Raw genomic sequence first — 25371 nt, forward strand, 5'->3', positions numbered from 1 at the left:
GAACACACGCCGCCGGGAAATGAGACGGTCTATTTGTTCACATAGATCGCTTCGTAGTCGATGACGCGGGTCGGATCGATGTAGATCTCGTCCGGTCCGCCCATACGCTTGGACTTGGCCACCACGCGGCGTTCGTTGAAGACCGGAATCCAGGGCGCGTCATTGGTCTGGATGTCGGTGAATATCTGCGCCCAGGCCTTGTTGCGCTCCTCGGCCTTGGCTGGCATCGGCATGGCGTCCGCGGCCTGGCCGCGGGCGTCGATGTCCTTGTTGCAGTACCACGACCAGTTCCACCCGCCGGCCACCGCGCTGCCGCAGCCGAGGATCGGGCCATAGAAGTCGGAGGGGTCCGGGAAGTCGGCGATCCAGCCGAGCCCACCGGACCAGACCATCGGCGCCTGCCCCTGCGTGCCGCCGGCGGCAATCACGTTCGGATTGGCCACCGCCTTGATCTCGGCTTTGATGCCGATCGCCGCCAGATCCTGCTGGATCGCTTGCGTGATGCGCGGCTGCGGATCGGTGTTGGACGTATAGATCTGCGTCGAGAAGCCATCCTTCAGTCCGGCTTCGGCGAGCAGCGCCTTCGCCTTTTCGGGATCGTAGGCGTAGCCCTTGTAGTTCTGGTCATAGCCCGGCATCAGCGGCGGCAGCACCTGGCTGGCAGGCGTGGCGCGGCCGTTGATGATGCGCACGATGCGATCCTTGTTGATGGCCATGTTGACGGCCTGCCGCACTTTGGCATCGTCGAAGGGCTTCACCTGGGTGTTCAAAGTGACATAGCTGGTCTCGAGCTGCTGTCGGTCGACGATCATGCCCGCATAGTCGGGCGACTTCTTCATCTCCAGGTATTTCGCCGGCGGGATGCCGTCGCCGGCGATGTCGACCTCGCCCTTCTGCAGGCGCAGCAACGCCACCAGCGGCTCCTGGCCGACCTCGACCGTGAAGGAGTCGACATGTGGCCGTTCCTTGATGAAGTAGTCGGGGTTCCTCTGGAAGACGAGGCGCTGACCGATCGTCCATTCCTTCAGCGTGAAGGCGCCGCTGCCAACCGGGTGCTTGCCGAAGTCGCCATTGGCGGCTTCCACAGCTTCCTTCGGCACGACGGAAGCGAAGTTGAGCGCCAGCACGTTGAGAAACGTCGCGTCGGGCTGCGACAAGGTGAACTTGACCGTGTGGTCGTCGACGGCAGTGATGCCGTCCATCGTGTCGGCGGTGCCGGCGGTCATCTTGTCGGCGCCGACGATCGAGTGGAAGAAGCCGGCGCCCGGCCCTTGCGTCTTCGGATTGACGGCGCGCTCGATGGACCACTTGACGTCTGCCGCCGTCACCTCGCGGCCGTTGGTGAACTTGACGCCGGGATGCAGCTTGAACGTGTAGACCTTGCCGTCGTCGGAGATGTCGTAACTGTCGGCAAGCGAGGGCCCCAGTTCCGTCGTGCCCGGCTTGTAGTCGACCAGACGTGAGAACAGGGCGTTGATCATTGACCAGTTCTGCCAATCGTAGCCGATGGCCGGATCGAGAGTGGCGATGTCGTCCTTGTAGGTGACAACGATGTCGCCGCCATTGATCGGCGTGTCGGCGAAGGCGAACTTCGCGGGCACCATGGCCGAGGTGGCGAGCAGAGCCGCCAGGCTCATCTGTTTGAAGAATTTGTTCATGAGTTCACTCCTCTGTCGGTTTTGTTGGTTATTGGCTGCGGATGCGGGGATCGACGAACGGGGCAACGAAGTCGGCGAAGAGGTTGCCGAGCACGATGGCCAGCGCCGACACCAGGGTGACGCCCATGATGATTGGCACGTCGACTTGCTGGATAGCCTGCCAGGCGAGCTGGCCGATGCCGGGCCAGCCATAGACTGCTTCGACCACCACCACGCCGCCCATGAACTGGCCGATATCGATGCCGACCATGGCGATGATCGGCAGAAGCGCGTTGGGCAGCGCGTGGCGCAGCACAACGCGGCGGCCGCTAAGGCCCTTGGCGTGGGCCGTGCGCACATAATCCTGGCGCAGCACCTCGATCATGGCGGAACGCACCATGCGCGCGTACCATCCGGCGCCGAGCACGCCGAGCGTGAGCGCCGGCAACACGACATGCCGCGCCGTGCCGAAGCCGGACATCGGGAACCACCCGAGCGTGGCGGCAAAAACGTAGAGAAGCAGCAGCGCAACGACGAATTGCGGCGACGAGACGCCGACGAAGGAAAGCATCATGATTGCACGGTCGGCGAACCCGCCGCGCCGGACCGCCGCGATGATGCCGAAGGTCAGACCGAGCGCGACCTCGACGACGATGCCGGCGGCCATGAGAACTAGCGTCGCCGGCAAGCGCGCCAGGATCAGCGGCAGCACCTCCGTTTTCTGGGTGTAGGATCGGCCGAGATCGCCGTGCAGCAGGGCGCCGACATAGTGCAGGAATTGCATGACCAAAGGCTGGTCGAGGCCGAGTTCATGCCGGATGGCGGCCACCATCTGCGGTGTCGCGGAGCGACCGGCGATCAGGACGGCGGGGTCCGCCGGCAGGCAATAAAGCAGCAGGAAGGTAATGGCGGCGACGCCAAGCAGGATCAGAATGGCCTGGACGAGGCGGCGGGCGAGAAAGAAGGCCATCGTCACAGCCTCCCGCGCTGCGTCGGGTCGAGGATGTCGCGCAGTGCGTCGCCGATCAGGTTGAAGGACAACGCCGTGGCGAGGATGATCGCGCCGGGGATGAACACCAGCCAGGGCGCATCCTGGAAATAGCTCTGGCTTTCAAAGATGATGTTGCCCCAGGAGGGCTGTGGCGGCTGCACGCCGATCCCGAGGAAGGACAACGTCGCCTCGAGCAGAACCGTGGTGGCGATGCCGAGCGTGCCCCAGACGATCGCTGTCGGCATCAGGTGCGGAAGGATGTGGAAAAGGATGATGCGGCCGTTGCCGGCGCCCAGCGAACGCTCGGCGAGGATGAAGTCACGTTCCACCAGGCTGCGTGTCTCGGTGTAAACGATGCGGGCGACCTGCACCCAGTTCACCAGGGCGATCACCATGGCGACGATCCATAGGCTGGGCTTCAAGAGCGCGGCCAGCGCGATCGCCAGCAGCAGAGCCGGAAAAGCCATCATCAGATCCGTGAAGCGCATCAACAGATTGCCGGCGGCGCCGCGCAGATAGCCGGCGAGCAGCCCGACGAGGAGTCCGATCGCGACGGCGACGCCGTTGGCGACGAGACCGATGATGAGCGACGTGCGGGCGCCGAACAGCACGCGGGCGAAGAGGTCGCGACCTAGCGTGTCGGTGCCGAACAAGTGGTCGCCGCCGGGCGGCAGCGGCGCGCCCTCCAGCGACAGGCCATCGGCAAGCTGCTCGTCCGGCGAGAAGTGCGCGACCCATGGTGCGAAGATCGCCGCCAGCAAAACGATTACGACCACGATCAGCCCGAACAAGGCGGAAGGCCGTCTTACAAGTTCGCGCAGCACCCGCATGCCGGAGCTTACATCGCCCGCGGCACGGGCTCATGCCCGGCGACGATGGATGCGGCGACGTGCTCGACGGTGAGCCGGCGCCGCATGGCGAGGCGACACAGGACGCGATAGGCACCGGCCTCATCACCGCCCTGCGCGGCCATGATGCTGCGCATCGCATCGTAGACAATTGGCCTCAGCCGCAGACGCTCCTCCAAGCCGGCAATGCGCGCCCTCACGGTGGTGCGCTCGTGGTGGGCGTGCGTGGCGAGCACCAGCGCCGGGTAGACGGAGGAGGCGACGACCGGCTTGGCGATGAGCGCGCCGGCGCCCTTGCCGAGCGCCCAGCCGATGCGGCCCGGCGCTTCAGAACCAAGTAGCGCCACCACCGGAACGGGCGCGGCGTCGCCGTTCCATGGCAGAAGGTCGTCCCAGCCCTGGTCGGCGTCGACGAGCACGATCTCGGCCGGCGTTTCGGAGAGATCGAGCGGCTTCCACTGCACATGCGCGGTGACGCCGAGACGCTCGAGCTGGCGCGTCAGCCGGTCGATGTTGTCGTCAGCGCGATGCAGGATCGCGGCGCGCCAGGAGACGAAATTCGGCGTCCGCGTCATTGCACGGCCCTCAGATGCGGAGCGTGCTGGCTGGCCAGCGTGCCGACAAGATAGGGGTCGGCGACGATCGCGCCACGCGAGGCGATGACATCGAAGCCGGACTGCTCATTGATGCGGCCGAGATGGAAAGGCAGGGCCGCATGATTGGTGCGCGGGTCGATCGCCAGCGATCCGAGCACGGTCTGCCGCGGCCGGGCATGCAGGAAGCCGCGCATGCTGGCGGGGTCGTCGCGCTCGGCATCGGTCACCGCTTCCGCGCAGAGCTTCACTGCGGCATAGGCGCCCGCAAAGAAACTGGAGACGCGCCGCCCGGCGCCGAAACGGGAAGCGACGCTTCGCTTGAAGGCAAGATTCTCGCGCGACGACAGGCTCTCGAAATAAGAAGCTGCCGAGAGCTGGCCGACGGCCACCCCCGGCTCGATCTCGCCCAACTCGCATTCCGTCAGATCGCAGCTTAACACCGGGCAGCGTTCCGGCGCGAAGGCGGGATCGCGGTCGGCCAACCGGCGCACGGCGGCAAGGAAGGCGTAGCTCGACGGGCCGATCATGTTGTTGAGGATGAAGTCGGGCCGGTGACGCTCCAGATCGGCGATCAGCAGGCCGACATCGGCCTCCTCGATCGGCAGATAGCGCTCACCGAGCACCTCGCCGCCGACGCGCAGCAGAAGCTCGCGCGCCAGCCGGTTCATCTCCCAGCCCCAGACATAGTTGGCGCCGGCGAGATAGATCCGCTTGCCGTAGCGGGGCAGCATGTAGTCGAACAGCGGTATGAGATGCTGATTGGGACAGGCACCGGTGTAGATGACGTTCTCGTTCGCCTCGAAGCCTTCGTAGGGGCAAATATACCAAAGCAGCCCGTCATATTTCTCCACCAGCGGTATGACGTCCTTGCGCGACAAGGAGGTGATGGTGCCGATCACATTGCGGCAGCCATCGTCGCGCAGCATGCTGCGGATCAGATCGAGATAACGCTCCGGCTGGCCGGCGGGATCGCCGAAGACCGGCTCGATACGGAGAGGGCCGCCGGCTTTCTCAAGTTCCTCGATGGCGAATTCGGCGCCGGCGCGGCAGTCGCGGCCGATCGCCCCGTAGGGACCGGTGGTCGAATAGAGGATGCCTACCCTGAACGTCTTCACCCGGCCCTCAAAAAGGAAAGGCCCCACACGCACCCCATGTTCCCATGAGACGCGGCGAGGCCATGCTGCCCTTGTCCGGCCTTGCCGGACGCGATTTGCTACGCGGAAAATGTGCGCATGCGAAATAGAACACGAGCGAGCGCACGCTTGTCAACGGTCAGGCGTTTGAATGGGCTGCACTGGGCTGGAGCTTAGCCTGGCACCATTCCACCTTTTCCCGACATTCTCTTCCGCCGAAGCTTCCACGCTTCCACCCACAAATGCCTGAATTTGCTTATTTTTTTGCCATGACGGCCGCACGCGGGGCGAATTTCATCGCGATCCGGCAAACATCGTCCAACGGGGCGAGGTGCTGGTATTTTTGTTGGTAGGAGCGATAGCCCGCTTCCATGGGCGGCAGGGCTGGTGCGCTTGACGAGGATCGGATGGGCGAACATGCATCCATCAGTATCGCTGCGCCCCGGGCGCCGCAGGCTCATCGTCCTGGGAAGGCACCATCGTCCCCGGGCCAACAGCCGCTTTCCTGCCTCTCAACTCCTCGGCTGAGCGAATGGCCTATTCCAGAAACATCAAGGCTGTGGCCAGAAATCCCATCGCGAAGCAAGAGGCCATCGAATAGACGATCATCCCAACAGCCAGATAAGCGGCATTGCCTGACGGTATATGACTGCCGACGGTACCGAACGCCACCAGCCAGCACGCTACCGTCAACCCGATGATCGCCCCGATAGCGAGGTTCTTGATCACAAAAAGCACCAGTGGAGACATGAACTATGCTCCCGGAGAGCATTCGCGGCGCAGCCACCGCTTGCTGCGTGCGCGAATTCAGCAACTGCCACTCAACGCCAAACACGCATCCGGGTTGCTCCTCCGGTCTGTTTTCATTCCGGCACCGGCTCGACGGACTGTCCACGGTTTGCCAAGCCGACCGGCGCTCAGGGTTGCCAATCGAGGTCGGACGCGCGCCAACGCTTGCCTCGCCGCGCGACTGCGCCACGTCGTAGATCGAGCTGATCTTCAGCCGACACCTTGCGCTCGACGAACACGGATAGCTTGCTCTGGACGTCGCGAAGTTCGGTCGCGAACTCCTTACGCAGATCCTGATCGACATGGATGATCCGCAGCCGCAAGGCGGAACGTCAACAGCACTACTTCTTAGCCGAGGGCGGCCATGCCTATCATCGCTTGGCCGAGCGCCAGCCCCCCGTCATTGGCCGGGACATTCGCATGGGCAAGCACCTCGAACCCAGCGGCGGAGAGTTCCGAGAACACGCCTTCAAGCATGATCCGGTTCTGGAAGACGCCACCGGAAAGCGCAATCGTGTCGACTTCGTTCTCGCGGGCCAATCGGCGCGTGGTCCTGGACACGACCGCGATCAAGGTCCGATGAAAACGCGCGGCGATCAGGCCAGTCTCGACCTCCGCGGCCATGTCGCGCAGCAACGCCTCCCAGAGACCTCGCCAGCGAATGATCGATCCATTGTCGGAAGGCAGCGCCCAAGCCTCGGCCGCCTCGATGAACGGGTTTGCCAGCGCCTCCAACTCCATGCCTGCTTGCCCTTCATAGGACTGCAGCTCGAAACAGGTTCCCAGGATCGCCGCACAGGCGTCGAACAGCCGTCCCGCGGAGGACGCGAGCGGGGTGTTCACGCCTCTTTCAATCATTTTCGCGACAACATTCGGCTGCCTTTCGGCGAGCGCCCGCGCAAACGGCAAGCCACCCGCCGGACCGGCAAGAAAATCAGGGCCGAAGGCGGCGCGAAGATGCGCGTAGGCGTTGCGCCAGGGCTCCCGGCTCGCCCGGTCGCCGCCGGGCATCGCGACCGCGTCGAAATGGGCGAGGCGCGTGTAACGGCGGTAGTCTCCCAGCAGGAACTCGCTGCCCCATATCGTATCGTCTTCACCGTAACCCGTACCGTCGAGGATCACGCCCAGAACCGAAGGCGCGTCAAGCGCGCGGCCGTGCTGAGCGATGCAAGAGGCGAGATGAGCGTGATGGTGCTGGATCTGGACCAGCGTAGCGCCGGTCTCACGCGCGAGTTCGAGACCGATGCGGGTCGAGCGATAGCCCGGATGCAAGTCGGTGACGACGATGTCCGGCCTAGCGTCGAAGATACTCCGGTAGAGGGCAGCGGCATCTCGCCAGGCCTGCTCGCTCTTCGGTTCCTCGAGGTCGCCGAGATGCTGGGAAAGCAGCGCCTTGCCGTTGCCCGCCAGGCAGAAGGCAGCCTTGAGGTCGCCGCCGGCGGCAAGCACCCGGCGCGAACCATCGAAGCCGTCCGGCACGGCAACTTCCTCCGGCGCCAGCCCGCGGGCACGCCGCAGTACCGAAACGCCATGCCTGTCGCACCGCACGACGCTGTCATCCAGTCGATTGACGATAGCGCGGTCGTGCATCAGCCAATGATCGGCAATGCCGCCGAGTTCGCTTTTCGCCTCGTCGTTTTCCGTGCATTGCGGCTCGCCCGAACGATTGGCCGAGGTCAGGACGATCGGCCTGTCGAGCGCCCGCATCAGGAGGTGGTGGAGCGGGGTATAGGGCAGCATGAAGCCAAGCCGGTCATTGCCGAGGGTAACCCCTGCCGCGATGCCGCGGTCCCCGCGGCTGCGCAGCAGCACGATCGGCGCGGCGCGCGAGGCGAGCGCTTCGCGCTCCGCGGCGGAAATGCGGGCGAATTCCCCGATCTGCCGCAGGTCGCGCGCCATCAGCGCGAAAGGCTTCGCCTCGCGCCGCTTGCGGCCGCGCAGCCGTGCAACGGCATCGTCATCGGTGGCGTCACAGGCGAGGTGGAAGCCGCCGACACCTTTGACGGCCAGGATGTGCCCCGACGCGATCAAGGCGGCCGCCCTCCGGATAACGGCCTGCGATGCTCCTTCGGCTGCAACACCGGTCTGGTCTTCAAGCCAGATGCGCGGGCCGCAGGCGGGGCAGGCGATCGGCTGGGCATGGAAACGCCGGTCCGCCGGGTTCTCGTACTCGGCCCGGCATTCCTCGCACATGGTGAAGCTTTTCATCGAGGTCGAGGCGCGATCGTATGGAATCGCCTCGATGATCGAGAGACGCGGACCGCAATGCGTGCAGTTGGCGAACGGATAGAAGTAGCGGCGGTCGCCTGGATCGAGGATTTCGGCAAGGCATTGCGGACAGCATGCGGCATCCGGGACAGCGCTTGTCCTCACCTGCCCGCCCGCGCTCGCGGCGATGGCAAAGCCGTCTGCCGGGGGCACGCCTTCGAGATCGACTGCCTGGATCGCGTCGATGCGCGCCAATGGCGGGCATTCGGCGGTCAGCCTTTGCCTGAAGGCGGCCAGTTCCGCGTCGCTGCACCACAACGCAATCTCGACACCCGCCGCATCATTGCGCACGTGACCGGTGAGTCCGAGGGCGGTGGCTATGCGCCAGACCGTCGGCCGGAAGCCGACCCCCTGCACGACGCCGGAGACCCGGATCAGGCGACCCCGGACGGCTGGCAAAGCAGCGAGCGGCACGCTCATCGCCCGGCCTCAATGCACCGTGCAGACCATGCACGGATCGAACGAGCGCACGATGTGCTGGACTGCGACCGGTTCGGTCTCGCCTTGACGCACGGGCGCGCCTTCGAGCGCGAGCTCCAGCGGACCCGGATTGCCGTCACGGTCGCGCGGCGAAAAATTCCAGGTCGTCGGAGCAATGATCTGGTAGTTGGCGATCCGGCCATTGCGCACCGTCAGCCAATGGCCGAGCGCGCCGCGAGCGGCCTCCGTCAGGCCCGTGCCCTGGCTGTCGGCCGCGGTGGCGCCGTGATCGCAGAAGCTTTCGCCGGGTCTGAGATCACGTATCCAGCGCTCCATCGCGATCACCACGAGCGCGATCTCCAGCACGCGGGCGACGACGCGGGCATGCACATTGCCGCTGCCCGATCCGACCAGGTCGCTGATCAGCGGATGGCCGTTCACGAGCTGACGGGCGATTGCCCCCACTTCGACAGCCTCGTCGGCAAGGCGCGGCGCTTTGCACCAACTATAGCCCTTACCCGTGCCGTCGCCCGGCACGGTCTCTCCCAAAGCCGGCGGCAGCGGGCGTTCAGCCGGCGCGTACCAGGCATTCTCGGTATCCTCGGCAATGAGCGAGAGGTCGAGCGGCACCTGGCGGCCTGCTCTCCAGAGGCCGCGGCGAAACAAATGCCCGCCTGCGGCATGATAGGCGCCGTAGCTCATGAACAGGCTGCCGGCACGGCCGAGCCTGTCGAGGCCGAGAGCCTCCGAAATGGTCAGGAAATGGCGGAAGTCGCCGGTGGTCGCGGGTTTTTCCTCGCGCCAGGCCGCGAGCTCGTCGATGGTGGTCAGCGCCGCCACCCGCTCCAGCGCGTCGGAAAAAAGCGTCCGTTCGAGGAACCGGCGGAAGGCGCCGACGATACCGGCCAGGCGCGCCTGTTCGTTGGCGGTCACGGCACGGGTGGAGCCGCCGGGCCGAATGCCGAGCGTATGTGGCCAATGGCCGGCCAACAGGCCCATCACGTGCATCCACTGCGCGCGCGCCGGCAGGACCTCCTCGGCCGCGGTTCCCGATAGCGCGCGGAAGCGCGCGGCGGCAGCCTGGTGCCATGGCTCGCCCGCATAGGCCTCGCGGGCGAAATCCGGCATGAAAAACAGATAGAAATGCGTCAGGTGATCGGCGACATTCTCGGCCGCGTGGATAAGATCGATGGCGACCTTCCCGTTCTCCGCGATGCTCAGGCCCTGCACTTCGGCGAGCGCGCGTGCGGCGGCGATTGACTGCGAGACCGAACAGATGCCGCAGATGCGCGGCGCATAGACGAGCGCGTCTTCAGGCGGCTTGCCGCGCAGGATCTGCTCGAAGCCGCGATAGAGCGGTGAAACGACCTCGGCCGAGCGGACGACTCCGCCGCTCAGATCGAGCTTGACCTCGAGATCGCCCTCGACGCGATTGAACGGTCCGACGACGAGCCGGCTCATGGTCGCCTCTTCTGCTTGTCGTGCGGCGGCACGGCGACGTGGTCGGCGGTGGCATTGGTCTTGAGACGGACGGGGGTCGCCGCCTTGGACAGCGCCGCCAGCGCGACGAACCATGCCTTGGGCATATCCGTCGGAAGCCCGACCGGGATGCCTGAAACCTTCGGCGTCGCGGTGAAGGAATGGCCGGGCTCCTCGAAACCGGGCGAGGTGCAGTTGATGCAGGGATAGCCGCCGTCGATGCACGAGCCGGAACCGTTCCACGGCCGTATGTTGCAATCGGCGCGCGCCTGAGTGCCCTTGCAGCCGAGATTCTCCATCATGCAGCCGAGATCGCACAGGCGCTCGGCGCTCGCCTTGAACTCGTAGAATTCGTTGCGGGAGCAGCCGTGATGAACGAGATGGTTGGTGTAGCTGACGGGACGCTCCCATTCGTCGATCTGGCCGCGATCGAACCGGCCTGCGGCGATCTGATGGAGTGTTTCCGTCAGCCAGTCGGGATGAATGGGACAGCCCGCGACATTGATGACCGGCAGGCCGGATTTCGACAGGAAACCGTGGCCGAGCAGCCCGCCGGGTTCCGTGCCCTCGTAGGCGAGGCCGCAGGCATCGACGTGGTTAGCGCCGGCGGCCGTGATGCCGCCGAAGGCCGCGCACGAACCGACCGCGACCACGTGGCTGGCGACCGCCGCGAGCTCGCCGATCCAGTCCATCACCGGCCGGCCGGTCCCCGCCATCATGTGGAAGCGGCCGGTGCCGTTAGGTCCGCGCATGACGGCGCCTTCGAGGCAGAGGATGTCCAGTGGAACCTCTCCCGATGTCACGCGCTCCATGATCGCGATGACGCCGCGCCCGGTTTCGGCACTGAGCGAGGGATGCCACAGCACTTCGATGCCGGCCGTGGCGAGGCTCGTGATCAGGTCCGGCCCTTCCGCGCCGATCAAAGACAGCGTGCAGCCGCCGCAGCCGCCGGACTGCAGCCAGAGAAGATTGAGCGGCCGCTTCGTCATCGTTCCCTCAGCCCGGATTCGCCGGAAGGCGGACGGTGAACACGGCGCCGCCTTCGGGATGATTTGCCGCTGTCAGATCTCCGCCCTGCTCCTTCATGAGGCCGTAGCTCACATAGAGCCCCAGCCCCGTTCCCTGGCCGATCGGTTTTGTGGTGAAGAACGGTTCGAATATCTGGTCCATATGCGTTTGCGGAATGCCGGTCCCGTTGTCGCGAACTTTGATGACGACATCCTCCCCTTCCCGGCGGCAGGAGATCTCGATCCGGGGGTGGGGGCGGTTCTGAAGGACGTCCGCGGCGTTGTGGACGAGATTGACGATGACCTGATGCAGATGCCCCTTGCGCGCGCAGGCATCGAGCTCACCCGGCATGTCGAAGACGACGGCGGGTTTGACGCGCTCTGCCCTGACGACCCAGTCGACGGCAGTGCGGATGGTGCGGGTGACATCGAAGACCTCCAGCCCCTCGCGCTGGCTGCTGGAAAAACGACGCAAATCCTGAACGATCGCGCGCACACGCTCCGCGCCTTCGAGCGTGCCGTCGATCAGCGGCTTCATGTCGGCTGCGATCGAATCGATCTTCAGCTTTCGGCGCAGCTCCTCGAGCGCCTGCGGGTCGGCGCTGCCACGGGCAGCGTCGAGGTAGGCGGCGATCGCCGCCCCGTAGCGCTTCAGCGCGTGCATGTTCCCGAAGACGAAGCTGATCGGATTGTTGAGCTCATGGGCGACCCCGGCAACGACGCGACCGAGCGCCGCCATCTTCTCTGAGACGACGAGCTGCTGCTGCGTCCTGGTCAGTCTCTGGTGCGCTAGATCGAGCTGGTGGTAAGCGCGGCGAAGTTCGCCGATCGGCCTTCCGACGATGACGATGCCGACGAGCCTGCCCCGATGGTCGAGCCGCGGCGAGCAGTTCAGCGCCAGCGGCGTCGCACCGCCGCCCTGCTGGCGCATGTGCACTTCGAGGTCGGAGATCGGGCGCGCCTCGCGGAAACAACCGGCGAGCCGGGCGGCAACGGCACCGTCCTCATCCTCGAACAGATCAAGAATCGCCGAGCCCATCAGGCTCTTCTCGGCGACACCCGACAACTGGACCATCGCCGGGTTGACCTGCTGGATGCGCCCCCTCGCATCGCAGGCCACAAGCACGTCGGTCATCGAGCCCAGCACCGAATCGATGAATTGCTGCGCCTCCTCGAGGGCGGCGTGCTGACGCTCCAGCAACGTCTGCGATTCGACCAGATCCTTGTAGACCGCGTCCATCTTGCGGATGACCTCGATCCAGGCTTCCTCGCCGGCCGGCGCCAGGCCGAGCGCGGGCACTTCCGCCTGCATCGGCAAGGACTCGTGGAATTTCCCTGACGCGGGCTTTGCCATCTGCGGTTTCGGTACCCTTATGAGCTCCATGGGCGCGCCTCACCGGACTGAGCCGGCCGCGCGCCGAGCCGGCAAGGGCTTCACATTCTCCAGCCCCAGTCGCTCCAGCTTGCCGCGCAATCCGACCCGGGACAATCCTAGCTCCTCCGCTGCTTTCGACTTGTTCCAGCGATGGCGGATAAGTGTCTCGCGGATGATGCGCAGCTCCATCTCGTTGATACGGTCGCGCAACGTTCCGGTGAGCCCCGCAATGTCGTCTCTGTCCGCGTCCTCGACTTGCGGGACGGCCGTCAGGATGTGACGGGACACGAGTTCGGCGCCAAGCTCCTGGCCTTCCCGACCCATGACCAGCATGTGCTGGATTTCGTTCTGCAGCTCGCGCACGTTTCCAGGCCAGGAGTAATTCTCGAAACAGGCGATGGCCTCGGCCGAGATGCCCGGCACGTTCTTGCCGAGCTTGCGTCGCGCGCCCTCCAGGATCGCCGCCGACAGGATTTCGATATCCATCGGCCGATCGCGCAGGGCCGGCAACCTGATGACGGTGCCTGCCAGCCTGTAGAACAAGTCGGCACGGAAACGCCCGTGGCGCACCTCGTCCTCGAGGTCGCGGTTGGTCGCCGCCACGACCCGAACATCCACTTTGCGCGTCTTGCCGCTGCCGACCGGGCGGATTTCGCCTTCCTGCAGGACACGCAGCAATTTGACCTGAAAGGCCGGCGAAACCTCGCCGATCTCATCGAGAAAGACGGTGCCGCCGCTGGCGCGCTCGAACAGGCCGATATGGTCCTCGACGGCACCGGTGAAGGCACCGCGCTTGTGGCCGAACAGCTCGCTTTCCAGGAGCTGGTCGGGCAGAGCGCCGCAGTTTTCGACGACGAAGGGCTTGTTCCAACGCAGCGAGCCGTAGTGCAGGGCGCGGGCGGCGAGTTCCTTTCCGGTGCCGGAAGCGCCTATCAGAACGACCGGAATATCGAAGGGCGCGACCTGTTTCAGCGCATCGCAGACCGTGTTTATAGGGCTCGACGGGGAGCGGATGATGCCGTCGTCGAAATTGTAGTCCCGCCGGAGCGCGCTGCGGCGGTCCGAAACGACCTTGGAGGCGGATGACGGCGCCATTCGCATCTCGACGGCCAGAAGCTCGTTCTCGCGCTGCAAGACATAGAGTTTGACCGCGTTCTTCAGCGTCAGGATCAGGTTTTCAGGATGCCAGGGCTTGGTGATGTACTGATAGATGCCGGCCTCGTTGATGCCGTCGATGATGTCATGGGCGTCGGTATAGCCGGAGATGATCATACGCACCACGTCGGGCCAGCGGGTGCGCACCTGCTTGAGGAATTCGATGCCGGATGTGCCGGGCATACGCTGATCACAAAGGATCAACTGGATCCACTCGCTCTCCAGGATCGACGTCGCCGTCTTGATGTCGCTTGCGACATGGACGTCGAAATCCTCGCCCAGAATGCGGCGCAGCGACTCCAGCGAACGCACCTCGTCGTCGACGATCAGAATGGGGGGAAGCTCGGTCACGACACCCTCCTCCTGCCCGGCGCGCTGGAAGCCCAGGCGAGGTCGCGGTGGCGGGCGATGGTGACCGGCGTGCGGGATTTCGGCACCTTGTTCACGAAATTGTGCCGGGCAACGTGATAGCTCGGATCGAACCCGTAGAAGTTTCGGCGCATCCTGGCCAACTCCTCCTCGCGATATGCCGAGAGCGGCTTTGCCGCCTCGTCGACGGCCCGGCGTGCCTGCTTTTCGGCAAGCAACCGCGGGAAGTCGAGCCTGTCCGCCAGCCCGGCGGCGAGTGCCTTGACCTCGGCCGTGAACCTGTCGCGCGAGCCAGGCAGAATACGGTCGGCGAGTCCGAGACTCAGCGCTTCGCGCGCGCCCATTGGCAACCGGGCGGCGGCGATCCTGCGGGCATTGTCGGCACCGCAATGGCGCGGCAGGAGATAGGTCCAGAATTCCGAGCCGTAGAGATTGCCCATGTCCTTGTAGTGCGGGTTGAGGATCACGCCCGAGCGCAACCAGACATGATCCGCGCCGCGCGCCAGGAAAACGCCCCCGGCACCGGCATTGCCGCCGAGCGCAGAAACGGTCACGTGGCTCGTCGTCCTGATGATCGCCTCGGACAGGTCGTCGATGGCGCAGATGTTGGCGTAGGACTCGTCCGCCGGGCTCGTCGCCGCCTCGATGCGATTGAGATCGAGACCGTTCGACCAGAACTCGGGCCCGCCGCAGAGCACGATCACCTTCGTCGGCCGTTCGGCCGCCTTGCGGTAGGCATCGAGCAGTCGCTCGCAAGCATCGGTGCCCATCGCGCCGTTGTGGAAGGGGAAATGTAGGAATCCGACCGCACTGTGCTCCTCATAGGCGATGTCCTGATAGCCGCCGCTGGAATTCAGGGGCCGTTCCGGCAATGGCACGGCCTCGGGGGCGAACGCCAGGGTCGCCGGCAGCTTGAACGGATTGGCGGAACCTGGACGGCGCACATGGCCGATCCATACCGCGCCGTCCGTCGTGGCGCGGGCGATCGCGGGACCGCTTCTGGCGATCACGGCACCCGGCTCCGCGACAGGCAGCCCGAACGCCTGTCTGGCGTCGAAAAGGAAAGCCGGCTCCCCGAAGAGCTCGTCCCGGACGCCCGGTATCCCGTCGGCCGCCGCGATCTTGCCGATGACGGTTGCCGTCGTGTCGCGCATCCAGTCGATCTGCCGGTCAGCCTGCCTGATCGCGTCCTGCCAGCGCCCGCGATGCGGGACGCCAAGCTCCTCCGCAGGCACGGGCTTTCCACCCGTCCGCAAACGCTCCACGGCTTCCAGCACCGCCGTGACCGCCGCTGCCGTCGCCTCGTTACGGTAAAGGCTCGATTTCGTTGCCCGTCGCATCGGAAAGGCCGCGCTCGCCCAGACCGGCCCGGCATCCATCTCCCGCACCGCCTCGAGAACCGTCACGCCCCATTCCGTCTCGCCATTCGTCATTGCCCAGTCGAGCGCCGATGGCCCGCGGTCGCCGACGATACCGGGGTGCACGATCATGCAGGTGCGGTTCTCGTGAACCCGAGCGGGGATTGCACGCTTCAGGTAGGGCGCAACGACGAGGTCGGGTTCGAAAAGCTCGACCGCCTCGATCGTGCGGGAATCGTTGACGTCGATCTCGACCGACACCTCGTGGCCTTGCTCGCCAAGTTCGACGAAGAGCCTCTGGCTCAGCGCATTGAAGGCGGTGACGAGGAGCAAGATTCGCATCTCAGCATATCCTGGGAAGCTGTTCGCCGGCTATCCAATCGACGACGCGCATGCCGCCGAGCCGGGTGCGCATAGTGACCAGCGCGTGCTCGTCCGCGACGACCTCGCCAATGATCGCCGCGTCGAGCCCTTTCGGATGGCTGCGCATGGCGGCAAGCAGGGTTGCGGCGTCGTCCGCCCCGCAAATCGCAATCAGCTTGCCTTCGTTGGCAACGTTGAGCGGATCGAGGCCGAGCAGTTCGCAGGCCGCCGCGACTTCCGGCTTCACCGGCACGGCCGTTTCCCCGATCACCATGCCGACCTTCGACTGGTGCGCGATCTCGTTGAGCGTGGCCGACAGCCCGCCCCGGGTCGGATCGCGCAGCACGCGGATGCCGGGCACGGCCGCAAGCATCGCGGCAACCAGATCGTTGAGGGGCTGCGTGTCGGATAGAATCTCGGTCTCGAAATCGAGATGCTCGCGTCTGGAAAGTATCGCGATGCCGTGATCGCCCATCGTGCCCGAGACGATGATCGCGTCGCCCGGCCGCGCGTTGCTTCCGCTGATATCGGTGGCTTCGGAAAGAACGCCGACACCGGTCGTCGAGATGAACACGCCGTCGCCCTTTCCCTTTTCCACAACCTTGGTGTCGCCGGTGACCACCGGCACGCCCGCCTGGCGCGCGGCAAGTGCCATGGAGACGACGATCTTCTCCAGTTCCGCGAGGGGAAACCCTTCCTCCATGATGAAGGAAGCGGAGAGCCAGAGCGGCCTGGCGCCCATCATGGCGACGTCGTTGACGGTGCCGTGCACGGAAAGCGCGCCGATGTCGCCGCCCGGGAAGAACAGCGGCGAAATGACATGGCTGTCGGCCGCCATCACCAGCCGGCCGGAGACGCTGCCCAGAAGCGCGCCGTCATTGCCTTGCGCCAGATAGTCGTTGGCGAGATGCTTGTGGAACACGTCGCGGATGAGCTCGGCCATGGCGCGCCCGCCCGCGCCGTGGGTCATGTCGACCGAACCGCGGACGCGCGATAGGTCTGCGGCGAGTTTGGGATCGGCCGCAGTCATTCGGCTGCCTCCAGCTTGGCGGGCTGCTGGTCGCGGAAGCGGCCGTAAGTCCAGTAAGCCGCGCAGGCGCCTTCCGATGAGACCATGCAGGAGCCGATCGGGCTCTGCGGCGTGCAGGTCGTGCCGAACAGCTTGCAGTCGGTCGGTTTCTTGACGCCGCGCAGGATCGACGGGCATTCGCAGGACTTCGCCTCGCGCGAAGCCTTGACCGACAGCTCGAACCGCTTCTCGGCGTCGAAATCGGCATAGGCGTCGCGGATGCGGAGCGCGCTGTAGGGCACCGTGCCCAATCCGCGCCAGGCGAAGCTCTTGCGCAACTCGAAGACCTCGCTCACCAGCGCCTGCGCCTTGACGTTGCCTTCTTCGGTTACGACGCGGGTGTATTCGTTCTCGACCTCGTGCCGGCCCTCGTTGACCTGGCGGATCAGCATCAGCACCGACTGCATCACGTCGAGCGGCTCGAAGCCGGCGATAACGACCGGCTTCTGGAACTCTTCCGCGAAGAATTCGTAGGGCTGCGAACCGATCACGGAAGAGACGTGCGAGGGTCCGAGAAAGCCGTCGATCTTGACGATGCCGAGGTCGCGTACCTCGGGCGACTCCAGGATGTGGCTGATCGCCGACGGGGTCAGCACATGGTTGCAGAAGACGCTGAAATTCCTGAGCCCTTCGGCCTCGGCCGCCTTGAGCGCAACCGCGGTCGGCGGCGTGGTGGTCTCGAAGCCGATGGCGAAGAAGACGACCTGCCGGCCCGGATTCTCGCGTGCGATCTTGAGCGCGTCGAGGGTCGAATAGACCATGCGCACGTCGGCCCCGTCGGCCTTCGCCCGGATAAGGCTCCGCTGCTTGGTGCCCGGCACGCGCATCATGTCGCCATAGGTGCAGAGGATCACGCCGTGCCGTTCGGCAAGCTCGACCGCATCGTCGAGCCGGGAGACCGGCAGCACGCAGACCGGACAGCCGGGGCCGTGCACGAAATGCACGTTTTCGGGCATCAGGTCCTGCACGCCGTAGCGGAAGATCGCATGCGTGTGGCCGCCGCAGAACTCCATGAAATGGTAGTTCCTTTCCGGGTCGGCCTCGGCCGCGATCGCGGCCGCAACGGTGCGCGCGAGTTCCTGATCGCGATATTCGTCGACAAATTTCATGCCGAAATCTCCTCCAGCTCCTCCTCCAGCACACCGGCTTCCGCCATCATCCTCAACGTGCGCTCCGCCTCCTCGATGCTTACTTTGTGCAGCGCGTAGCCGACATGGACGAGCACGAAATCGCCGATCGCCACATCCTCGACCAGCGCGAGCGAGATGCGCTTCCTCACCGTGTCGAAGGCGACGACCGCCATGTCGTTGTCCAGGAGTTCCACCACGCGGGCGGGCATGGCGAGGCACATCAGGCAGCTCCCTTCAGTTCGGTCCGAAGTTCGCCGGCGAGCGGATGGCCGGCGAGCGCCATCGCGCGGGCGGCGACGATCCATGCCGTCCAGTCGGGCATTCCTTCACCGGTCCGCGCCGAGAGCTGCAGGACCTTGATCCTCGGATTAACCTTGCGCGCATTGGCGATGCAGGCTTCGAGATCGAAGTCGAGATGCGGCAGAAGATCCGTCTTGTTGAGAATCATCAGGTCTGCCGCGTGGAACATGTCGGGATATTTGAGCGGCTTGTCCTCGCCTTCGGTGACCGAGAGGATCACCACCTTATGCGCCTCGCCGAGATCGAAGCCGGCCGGGCAGACGAGGTTGCCGACATTCTCGATGAAGAGCAGCGAGCCTTCGGCGAGATCGAGATGCTCGACGGCATGGCCGACCATGTGCGCGTCGAGATGGCAGCCCTTGCCGGTGTTGATCTGGATCGCCGGAGCGCCCGAGGCGCGGATGCGCTCGGCATCGTTCGAGGTCTGCTGATCACCCTCGATGACGGCGGCCGGAAGCTTGCCCTTCAGCGCTTCGATGGTGCGGCACAGCAGCGTCGTTTTGCCCGAGCCGGGGCTCGACACGAGGTTGAGCGCGAGCACGCCGCGCGCAGCGAAAAGCTTGCGGTTTTCGGCGGCATATTGGCTGTTCTTGGACAGAATGTCCTTTTCGAGCCGGACCAGCCGCGCCTGGCTCATGCCGGGCGCATGGGCGCCGGCGGAGCCAGAACCATAATCGTGCAAATGATCGTCGTGATGATGGCCGTGATCATGACCGGCATGACCGTGGTCATGCCCGCGGCCGTGATGGCCGTCGTCGTGGTGATGGTGATGGCCGGCCTTGCCTTCGATCCGCATCTCGCCTTCGCCGCATCCGCATACGCTGCACATCAGCTCACCTCCAGTTCCTTGATCCTCATCTCCTCGCCTCCGGTCACCTGCAACTGATGGCTGCCGCAAACCGGACACGGGTCGTAGCGCTGGGCGATTGCGACGCTGCGGCCGCAGGGCACGCACCATGCGCGCGCCTCCGTCTTCAGGATGTCGAGCCTCGCGCTCTCGGCAAGCGACCCGCGCATGACCACGTCGAAGCCGAATTTCAACGCCTCGACCTCGACGCCGGCGAGCCGTCCGATCTCCAGGCAGACGCGATCGACCCTGGCAAAGCCCTGCCTTGCGGCCTCTTCCTCGAGGATGGCGCGGATGCTTTCGCAGATCGCCATCTCGTGCATCAGTGGAACCTCACCTGATAGCCGACGCAGGGGTCGATGGCGCGCACCAGAAGGTCGGCCTGCAGCGCGAGTTCCGCGCGGCTCGGCGCGGCGAGCGCCGCGAGTGAGCGTTCCGCGATGCCGTTTTCGCCGAAATGGCTGCTTGTCGGAGCATCGACCGCGTAGCCGACCACACGTCCTTCGCAAAGCACGACACGGTGCTCGAGCCTGCCCCGTGCGGCCTCGGCATAGCCGATGCCGGAGAAAGCGTTCGGCTCACCGTGTGCAGGGAGGAGACGTCGGCTGGCGGGCGAGGAACTGTGCCAGGCTTCCGTATTTTCGCTCCCGCCCATCCGGTCCTTCGGGGCACCTTCTCCCCGCAAACCACAGGAATGGGTTCCGCTCCCCCGCAGCACCGCAAGGCCGGCGGAAATCTCGCCGGGAAGCTTTGCCGCCTCGACGAATCGCGCCACCAGGCGCGCACCAAGTCCGCCCTCGCCCTCCGCCGAGAGGAAGGCTCTCACTAGCGGCTCGCCGGCCTGCCGGGCGAGGCAAGTCGTATCCGCGAGCGCCTGCAATTTTACGCCTTCCCCTTTTGCCTTCGGGCAGCCTATCATGGCCCAGCCCCTTGCCAAGATCGGGTAGGCAAGCCGCGCGGCGGCGGTACCCCTATCCGAGGCCCAGGCGGCGAAAGCGGCCGCGTTCATCTCGCAAAGGCGCCCTGCTTCCACATGGACCATGGCGCACGTCAATTCGGCGGCCTCCGCAGCGATGCGGTCGGCGTCGGAACCCGGCACTCCGGCCCGCGCACCGGGTTCGAAGGGGTCGCCATCGGGAAACAGCGCTTTTCTCAGCCGCACAGGCAGCGTCATGGCGCGGCGCAGAAGCGCAGCCTCCGGCGCGGCATCCGTGAGGCGCTGAACGTCGAGGCCGATCCTGACCAGATGCTCGCGCAGCGTTTCGGCAAGCACGAGCAGCCGTCGCGCCGTTTCCGTCGGCAGATCCGTGTCAATGCCCAGCGCCGCTTCGACGGCTTCGACGCCGGCCGCCGCTTGCGCCATGCCGCAGACGCTGAACAGCGATGCAACCGCCGCGATGGCCTCCGCGGCTGATCTGTCCGTTACGATCGGGCCGAGAACGACGGCGCGCGCCGGCTGGACGCGCGCCTGAAAAACCGCGCCGCCGTCACAAAAAAGGTCGATCAAGACCCGCCCGTCGAGGCTCATCGCCGTGCCTCCTCGTCCTGAAGTCCGAACAAGGCGCGGCGGGTCAGCGGCGGAGGCTTTGCCGCAGCCGGGGCGGCGCCTTCATCCGGTGCGGCATCGGGGTCCGGCAAGCGGCCCTCCCAGAGGCGGACCATGTCGCCGTCTTCATCGCCGTCCGTTTCGTCCTTGAAAAGCTCCGCGAGCACCTGCCGGGCCGTCTCTTCGGCGCTCTCCTGATCGGCGAATTCGAGGACCGGCGAGAAGAGCGAGCACGTGAGGTAGGCACCAAGCTCTTCCTCATAGGCATGAATGAATTCGAACCTGCCTGCCGGAAATGCGACCTGCTCCTTCGTGCCTGGCCGCAGGCGAGAACGCGCCTCGACGCCCGCGGCAGGCAACAGGACGAGATTCATGAACCAGGGTGTGATCAGGACCGCAAGCCACTCGCCCTGCCACATCCGCACGCCCAGCGCCCGGACGGACAGCGTGGGATTGAGGATCGGGATGCCCTCCATGGATGTCCGCTCTATCCGTTGAAAGGCGGACTCTAGGCAGCGGGCGACGGCAAGCGATTGATCCACGTCAATCGTCCTTTATCACCATGAAATCTTTCCGGGAGCCGTCGCAATTGGGGCAGCTCCAGTGCGGAGGCAATTCGGCGAAGGAGGTTCCGGGTGGTATCTGCCAGTAGTCGTCGCCCTCCGCCGGGTCGTAGACATGCCAGCAGATCTTGCATTCGAGCCGCGTCGCCGAACCGATCTTGGCGTTGTCTCCGCCATAGGAGCCATCGAAGAAGGACGCAGTCATCGATAGACCTCTAGGATCTCGAGCAGCCGGTCATGGCTGTCGGCAATGTCTTCCGGCGCGGCGCTGACAACCTCCGGCAGGGCCGTCACTTCGATCGTGTTGAGGATCAGCGCTTCGGTGGAATTGTAAAAACGCACCCACCACACGTCCCGCGTCGCGGTCGTCGTAACGCGGCAGTTGCCGTAGCCGCGCGAGAGGACCACGACGGGCCCCTGGCCAAGCAGGCCATCGAGGAGGGCAAAGTCCTCTTCCGTGTGCGGCAGGAGCGACAGGTTGATCACATGCGGTTCGATGCCCGGCCCCGTGCGGCGGATGTGCTCGTTGATCTCGGCGATAAGCGGCGGCGCGTTGAAGACCCCCGCAGGGTAGGCCGCCGGGGCGGCGAGCGCGTCACGGCTTTCGGCGAAGGCCCGTGCCATCACGGCGGACGGGAAGGCCCCTACCTCGATCGTATCGCCCTCGAATTGGCCGTTGGCACCTGTGCGGCGCACGCGCCAGACGCCGGCAAGCACCGATTCCTGCGCCTGGACGTCGCCGCCGCAGATGACCGACACCTCGCCTTCGCCGAGCGCCTGGTCGATCAGCGCGAGGTTGGCCTTGTCGAGGCCGGCGAGATCATGGACCGCATTCGGGCGCTCCGGCGAGAAGGCGGCGAGGCTGTCGGCCACCGCCGAGAGGACGGCGAGCGCCGCTCGCAGCCCGGCGACCTCTTCCTTTTCCGGCAGGATCGGCCGAGCGAAGGTGAGCATGCCCTTCGGCATCTCCATATACTGCAACTCGCCGCCGTCCTCCTCGAGAGGCTGCGAGCCCGGCCCCAGACCGCCAAAAGACGTGATCGCCATGTTCTAGCTCTCCCCCGCTCGACTCAGTGGAAATGGTCGTGATCGTGATGATTGCCGGTTGCGCAGCCCTCCGGCAGTTCGAACGGCGGCGGCGCGGAAGGCTCGCGCGCCAGGATGGAGGAAATCTCGCCGAGATAGTCCTCCCAGTCGAGCACACGCTTGATGACGCCGAGATATTCGCCGTTTCTCAGGAAAACGAGCGCGGGAAACGCGTTGAACCGATAGCGGCTCTGCAGCTTGCGCTCGCTCTCCTTGGCGACGACCGCCGCCTTGAACACGCCCTGGAAGGCTGCGACCAACTCCGGCAGGATCACCGCCACGTCGTTGCTCTCGACGAGCCGCTGCCAGTCGCCGGGGAAGAAAAGCACCGTGAAATCGTGGTTTTCGGCGAACCCGTCCACCGTCATGTCGTCGACGACGGCCATGCCATGGCGTTCGATCATTGTGCTGAGAAGCGGCGAAAACATAGGCTCAGGCGTCCTTCGTGCTTTGTGTTGGAAGGGCCGCGCGCAGGTGCTCGGGCAATTGCGGTTCGCGGCCGGCGAGGTCGGCAAAGAGATGGTCGAGATCGGTCTCGCCGGCGAGCGCCCGCTCGGCGGCTTCGAGCGCGTCGGCGATCCGGCGCGCGGCCTCGGGCGCGATCACCTCGCGTGCCGCGTCGAGGAAGGTGATGATCCACGTGCCGGCCGGCTGGTCGCCGGTAAGCGTCATGTCGATCCGGCGCAGTCCGGACCGCCCCCTGCAGAGCGCAGAACCGTCACGCGATTCGAGCACTTCGAGAGGAACGCCGACGCACATCAGCCCTGTCCTCCACGCGACTGGAGAAGCTCGTCGATCTCGCTCTCGTAATTCTCCGGCGCGCAAAAACCGCCGCCTTGCAGGATGCGCGCATCGCCGATGCGGCAGGCGTCCTCCGGCCGCGGCCTTCCGCTCTCGTAGAGGCCGATCCGCATCTCGCGCGACGCCAGCGTCTCGTCTTCCGCAAGCGGCTCGGCGCGCCGCTTCACCGCCACCCCCTGGCGGGCAAGCCAGTCGACGGCGATGCCGATTGCCGGAACGATGCGGTCTCTGACGGCGGGGCGCAGACTGCCGCCATAATCCTCCAACTCCTCCGGCTGCACGCCGATCAGGAGCAGACGCCGAGGGTAGTCGCCCATCATCGCCGCCATCGCCAGCACCTCCTGGAAGCCGGTCTGGTGCAGCGAAACCTTCTTCACGCCGAGGAATGCTGGAACCTCGTCGCCCTCGACGACCTTGATGGTGGCGGCGGGCAGGTCATAGTCGACCGCGTCGAAGACGACCAGAATGTCGGTCTCGCGGATGTGCTGCACGAGATAGATGCCCTGTGTGCCGCCGTCCATCACGCGCATGTTTTCGGGCGTCTCGTAGAGACGGTCGAATTCCTCCACGGCGCGGACACCGAAGCCCTCGTCCGCCCACAACAGATTGCCGATGCCGAGCACCAGCACCGAGGGTGCATCCTCCACAGGCGTTTCCTCCCGCCTCCTGTTTCCTCCAGATCGCAGCAAGAAGCGGGCCAAGTTCACGGGTCACGGCCAACCCAACAAAAACAAGGATCTGACGGCCGGCGGCGGGGTGACGATGAAAGGTCTTCAGCCGGTTCTGCGGCCAAAGTGGAAAGAAGCCTTCCACTGGACCGACAAGCCCGATGCCGCGGAAAGCAGACATTTCACGCCACTGGAAAGCCGCCTTTCAGCCAGCAGAAAAAAGCCGGTGCGGCAGCCGCACCGGCCCAAATGCTCGCGGTCACGAGCGTCAGTGGGAGTCAGTCCTTGGGCACTCCATTGCCTCGGAAGGTCCGCCAGCCCGAGAACATGGAGGAGATGATCGACTGCCTCGACATGATGTCCTCACGCACCGCGGCGTAGATATGGACGATGATGAAGCAGATGATCACCCACATGCCGAGATGATGCCAGGTGTGGACGTCCTGGCTCTGGCCAAAGAGCGGAATGACCCAGCTCGTGAACAGGCCGTACTGCCAGGAGCCCATGCCCTCGCCTTCGCCATAGAGTGCCAACCCGGTCACGATCATGAAGATCGTGAACCAGACGAACAGAATGTGCATGGCGAGCGTGGCGAGCGGATTGTGCCCAGAATATTTCATCGGCTCCTTGACGAGCATCGCGTACCAGAGCACCTCGTGCCAGAGTTCGCGCCAGAACCGGCCGCTCAGGACCGGCGGCAGGAAGATCTGGCGGGCATGCTCGCTGCCGACGAACGCCCAGTAGACGCGGAAGGCGAAGCCGGCCAGCAGAATGTATCCGGCGGAGAAGTGCAGATAGCGGATCCAGCCGAACAGGAAGCTGGCGCTCGCCTCTCCGCCGACCGCAGGCGGCGGCGACCCGATCAGATAGCCGGTTCCGGCCAGGGTAAAGATCGCGAAGGCGTTAACCCAGTGCCAGAGGCGCAGCGGCGCCTCATAGACATAGACGGCCTCCTCGCTGCGCGGTGTGTGGCTGACGCTCATGGCCGCCCCCTTAGCCGCCGAAGACCAGCGCCGCCCCGGAGCCGGCGACGAGGATGCCGAGGCCTGCACGCGCCAGGGGCGACCGGGCAAGCTTCAGTCCTACGCCTACGCCGAGCCCGTGCAGCGCCGCGGTCGAAAGTGTGAAGCCCGCAACAAAGGCCAGAGCCGCACCGGTCGCTTCGCTCGCATGGGCGTGACCGTGGAAAACGGCGAAGAGGCCTGCAAGGCCGACGCCGGCGACGGCGGGCAATCCTGCGCCGGCCACGATCATCAGTCCAAGCGCGAGCACCGAGAGCGCGACCATGCCTTCCACCGCCGGCAGCCCTATGCCGGCGAAGGAGAGTGCCGCGCCGGCGATCATCATGCCGACGAAAGCCGCCGGCGCCGCCCATGGCCGGCACGGCGCGGCCGTCGCCGACCAGACGCCGACCGCGGCCATGGCCATCAGGTGGTCGATCCCCAGAAAAGGATGCGCCAAGCCGGCGGCGAAGCCGTCGGCATGGGCGGCGCCGACATGGGCGAACGCTGGGTCGGCGAGAGCCGCGAGCGAACCGGCGGCGGAAGCAAGTGTCAGAACCGTGCGTCTCATC

General features: G+C 65.5%; 27 protein-coding genes. All 27 read right to left on the reverse strand.

The features are described from left to right. Positions 1–29: 29 nt before the first annotated feature. Positions 30–1604, reverse strand: a complete 1575-nt coding sequence (locus P9236_RS15635) for an ABC transporter substrate-binding protein (RefSeq protein WP_278075594.1) — start codon at positions 1602–1604, stop codon at positions 30–32. Between the two features lie 82 nt (positions 1605–1686). After that, positions 1687–2607, reverse strand: coding sequence for an ABC transporter permease (locus tag P9236_RS15640; protein WP_278075523.1), 921 nt, complete (start codon positions 2605–2607; stop codon positions 1687–1689). A gap of 2 nt (positions 2608–2609) precedes the next feature. After that, positions 2610–3458: an ABC transporter permease gene (locus P9236_RS15645; RefSeq protein ID WP_278075524.1), complete on the reverse strand. Its 849-nt coding sequence runs from the start codon at positions 3456–3458 to the stop codon at positions 2610–2612. A gap of 8 nt (positions 3459–3466) precedes the next feature. Continuing rightward, positions 3467–4051 (reverse strand): ANTAR domain-containing protein, encoded by a 585-nt coding sequence (locus tag P9236_RS15650; protein ID WP_278075525.1) that lies wholly within the window; start codon positions 4049–4051, stop codon positions 3467–3469. Next, positions 4048–5187, reverse strand: a complete 1140-nt coding sequence (locus P9236_RS15655) for a transporter substrate-binding domain-containing protein (protein WP_278075526.1) — start codon at positions 5185–5187, stop codon at positions 4048–4050. The genes P9236_RS15650 and P9236_RS15655 overlap by 4 nt, the downstream gene beginning before the upstream one ends. A gap of 555 nt (positions 5188–5742) precedes the next feature. Next, complete coding sequence (locus tag P9236_RS15660) at positions 5743–5955, reverse strand: hypothetical protein (protein ID WP_278075527.1); 213 nt, start codon at positions 5953–5955, stop codon at positions 5743–5745. A 167-nt stretch (positions 5956–6122) separates the two neighbouring features. Then, a complete protein-coding gene (locus tag P9236_RS15665) occupies positions 6123–6317 on the reverse strand; it encodes a hypothetical protein (RefSeq protein WP_278075528.1) in 195 nt (64 codons plus the stop codon). Positions 6318–6342: 25 nt separating this feature from the next. Beyond that, positions 6343–8682 (reverse strand): carbamoyltransferase HypF, encoded by a 2340-nt coding sequence (gene hypF, locus P9236_RS15670; protein WP_278075529.1) that lies wholly within the window; start codon positions 8680–8682, stop codon positions 6343–6345. Between the two features lie 9 nt (positions 8683–8691). Continuing rightward, entirely contained in the window at positions 8692–10143 is a 1452-nt protein-coding gene (locus P9236_RS15675) for a nickel-dependent hydrogenase large subunit (protein WP_278075530.1), read from the reverse strand. Continuing rightward, positions 10140–11150: a HupU protein gene (locus tag P9236_RS15680; protein ID WP_278075531.1), complete on the reverse strand. Its 1011-nt coding sequence runs from the start codon at positions 11148–11150 to the stop codon at positions 10140–10142. Before P9236_RS15680 ends, P9236_RS15675 begins: the two co-directional genes overlap by 4 nt. A gap of 7 nt (positions 11151–11157) precedes the next feature. Continuing rightward, positions 11158–12522, reverse strand: a complete 1365-nt coding sequence (locus tag P9236_RS15685) for an ATP-binding protein (RefSeq protein WP_278075532.1) — start codon at positions 12520–12522, stop codon at positions 11158–11160. 39 nt (positions 12523–12561) lie between these two features. After that, complete coding sequence (locus tag P9236_RS15690; RefSeq protein ID WP_278075533.1) at positions 12562–14049, reverse strand: sigma-54 dependent transcriptional regulator; 1488 nt, start codon at positions 14047–14049, stop codon at positions 12562–12564. Continuing rightward, the gene (locus P9236_RS15695) at positions 14046–15767 is read right to left on the reverse strand and encodes a hydrogenase maturation protein (protein WP_278075534.1); all 1722 of its coding nucleotides are present in this window, start codon (positions 15765–15767) and stop codon (positions 14046–14048) included. The genes P9236_RS15690 and P9236_RS15695 overlap by 4 nt, the downstream gene beginning before the upstream one ends. 1 nt (position 15768) lies before the next feature. After that, on the reverse strand, positions 15769–16818 hold the full coding sequence (gene hypE / locus P9236_RS15700) for a hydrogenase expression/formation protein HypE (protein ID WP_278075535.1): 1050 nt from the start codon (positions 16816–16818) through the stop codon (positions 15769–15771). After that, positions 16815–17966: a hydrogenase formation protein HypD gene (gene hypD, locus P9236_RS15705; RefSeq protein ID WP_278075536.1), complete on the reverse strand. Its 1152-nt coding sequence runs from the start codon at positions 17964–17966 to the stop codon at positions 16815–16817. The genes hypE and hypD overlap by 4 nt, the downstream gene beginning before the upstream one ends. After that, the gene (locus tag P9236_RS15710) at positions 17963–18208 is read right to left on the reverse strand and encodes a HypC/HybG/HupF family hydrogenase formation chaperone (protein WP_278075537.1); all 246 of its coding nucleotides are present in this window, start codon (positions 18206–18208) and stop codon (positions 17963–17965) included. Before P9236_RS15710 ends, hypD begins: the two co-directional genes overlap by 4 nt. Then, positions 18208–19116 carry a hydrogenase nickel incorporation protein HypB gene (gene hypB / locus P9236_RS15715; protein ID WP_278075538.1) on the reverse strand — a complete coding sequence of 303 codons (909 nt, stop codon included), beginning with the start codon at positions 19114–19116 and terminating at the stop codon, positions 18208–18210. The genes P9236_RS15710 and hypB overlap by 1 nt, the downstream gene beginning before the upstream one ends. Continuing rightward, entirely contained in the window at positions 19116–19457 is a 342-nt protein-coding gene (gene hypA, locus P9236_RS15720) for a hydrogenase maturation nickel metallochaperone HypA (protein ID WP_278075539.1), read from the reverse strand. The genes hypB and hypA overlap by 1 nt, the downstream gene beginning before the upstream one ends. Beyond that, the gene (locus tag P9236_RS15725) at positions 19457–20662 is read right to left on the reverse strand and encodes a hypothetical protein (protein WP_278075540.1); all 1206 of its coding nucleotides are present in this window, start codon (positions 20660–20662) and stop codon (positions 19457–19459) included. Before P9236_RS15725 ends, hypA begins: the two co-directional genes overlap by 1 nt. Next, entirely contained in the window at positions 20659–21222 is a 564-nt protein-coding gene (hybE, locus tag P9236_RS15730) for a [NiFe]-hydrogenase assembly chaperone HybE (RefSeq protein WP_278075541.1), read from the reverse strand. The genes P9236_RS15725 and hybE overlap by 4 nt, the downstream gene beginning before the upstream one ends. 1 nt (position 21223) lies before the next feature. Next, positions 21224–21448, reverse strand: coding sequence for a rubredoxin (locus P9236_RS15735; protein ID WP_278075542.1), 225 nt, complete (start codon positions 21446–21448; stop codon positions 21224–21226). Beyond that, positions 21445–22290 (reverse strand): hydrogenase expression/formation protein, encoded by an 846-nt coding sequence (locus P9236_RS15740; protein ID WP_278075543.1) that lies wholly within the window; start codon positions 22288–22290, stop codon positions 21445–21447. Before P9236_RS15740 ends, P9236_RS15735 begins: the two co-directional genes overlap by 4 nt. Positions 22291–22313: 23 nt before the next feature. Then, positions 22314–22757, reverse strand: coding sequence for a hydrogenase-1 expression HyaE (locus P9236_RS15745; RefSeq protein WP_278075544.1), 444 nt, complete (start codon positions 22755–22757; stop codon positions 22314–22316). A 4-nt stretch (positions 22758–22761) separates the two neighbouring features. Continuing rightward, positions 22762–23088: a HypC/HybG/HupF family hydrogenase formation chaperone gene (locus P9236_RS15750; protein ID WP_278075545.1), complete on the reverse strand. Its 327-nt coding sequence runs from the start codon at positions 23086–23088 to the stop codon at positions 22762–22764. Then, the gene (locus P9236_RS15755) at positions 23088–23777 is read right to left on the reverse strand and encodes a HyaD/HybD family hydrogenase maturation endopeptidase (RefSeq protein ID WP_278075546.1); all 690 of its coding nucleotides are present in this window, start codon (positions 23775–23777) and stop codon (positions 23088–23090) included. The genes P9236_RS15750 and P9236_RS15755 overlap by 1 nt, the downstream gene beginning before the upstream one ends. Positions 23778–24076: 299 nt before the next feature. Beyond that, positions 24077–24781: a Ni/Fe-hydrogenase, b-type cytochrome subunit gene (cybH, locus tag P9236_RS15760; protein WP_278075547.1), complete on the reverse strand. Its 705-nt coding sequence runs from the start codon at positions 24779–24781 to the stop codon at positions 24077–24079. A 10-nt stretch (positions 24782–24791) separates the two neighbouring features. Continuing rightward, the gene (locus P9236_RS15765) at positions 24792–25370 is read right to left on the reverse strand and encodes a HupE/UreJ family protein (protein WP_278075548.1); all 579 of its coding nucleotides are present in this window, start codon (positions 25368–25370) and stop codon (positions 24792–24794) included. Between the last annotated feature and the right edge of the window lies 1 nt (position 25371).

Source organism: Mesorhizobium sp. WSM4884 (assembly GCF_029625675.1).
Classification (GTDB): Bacteria; Pseudomonadota; Alphaproteobacteria; order Rhizobiales; family Rhizobiaceae; genus Mesorhizobium.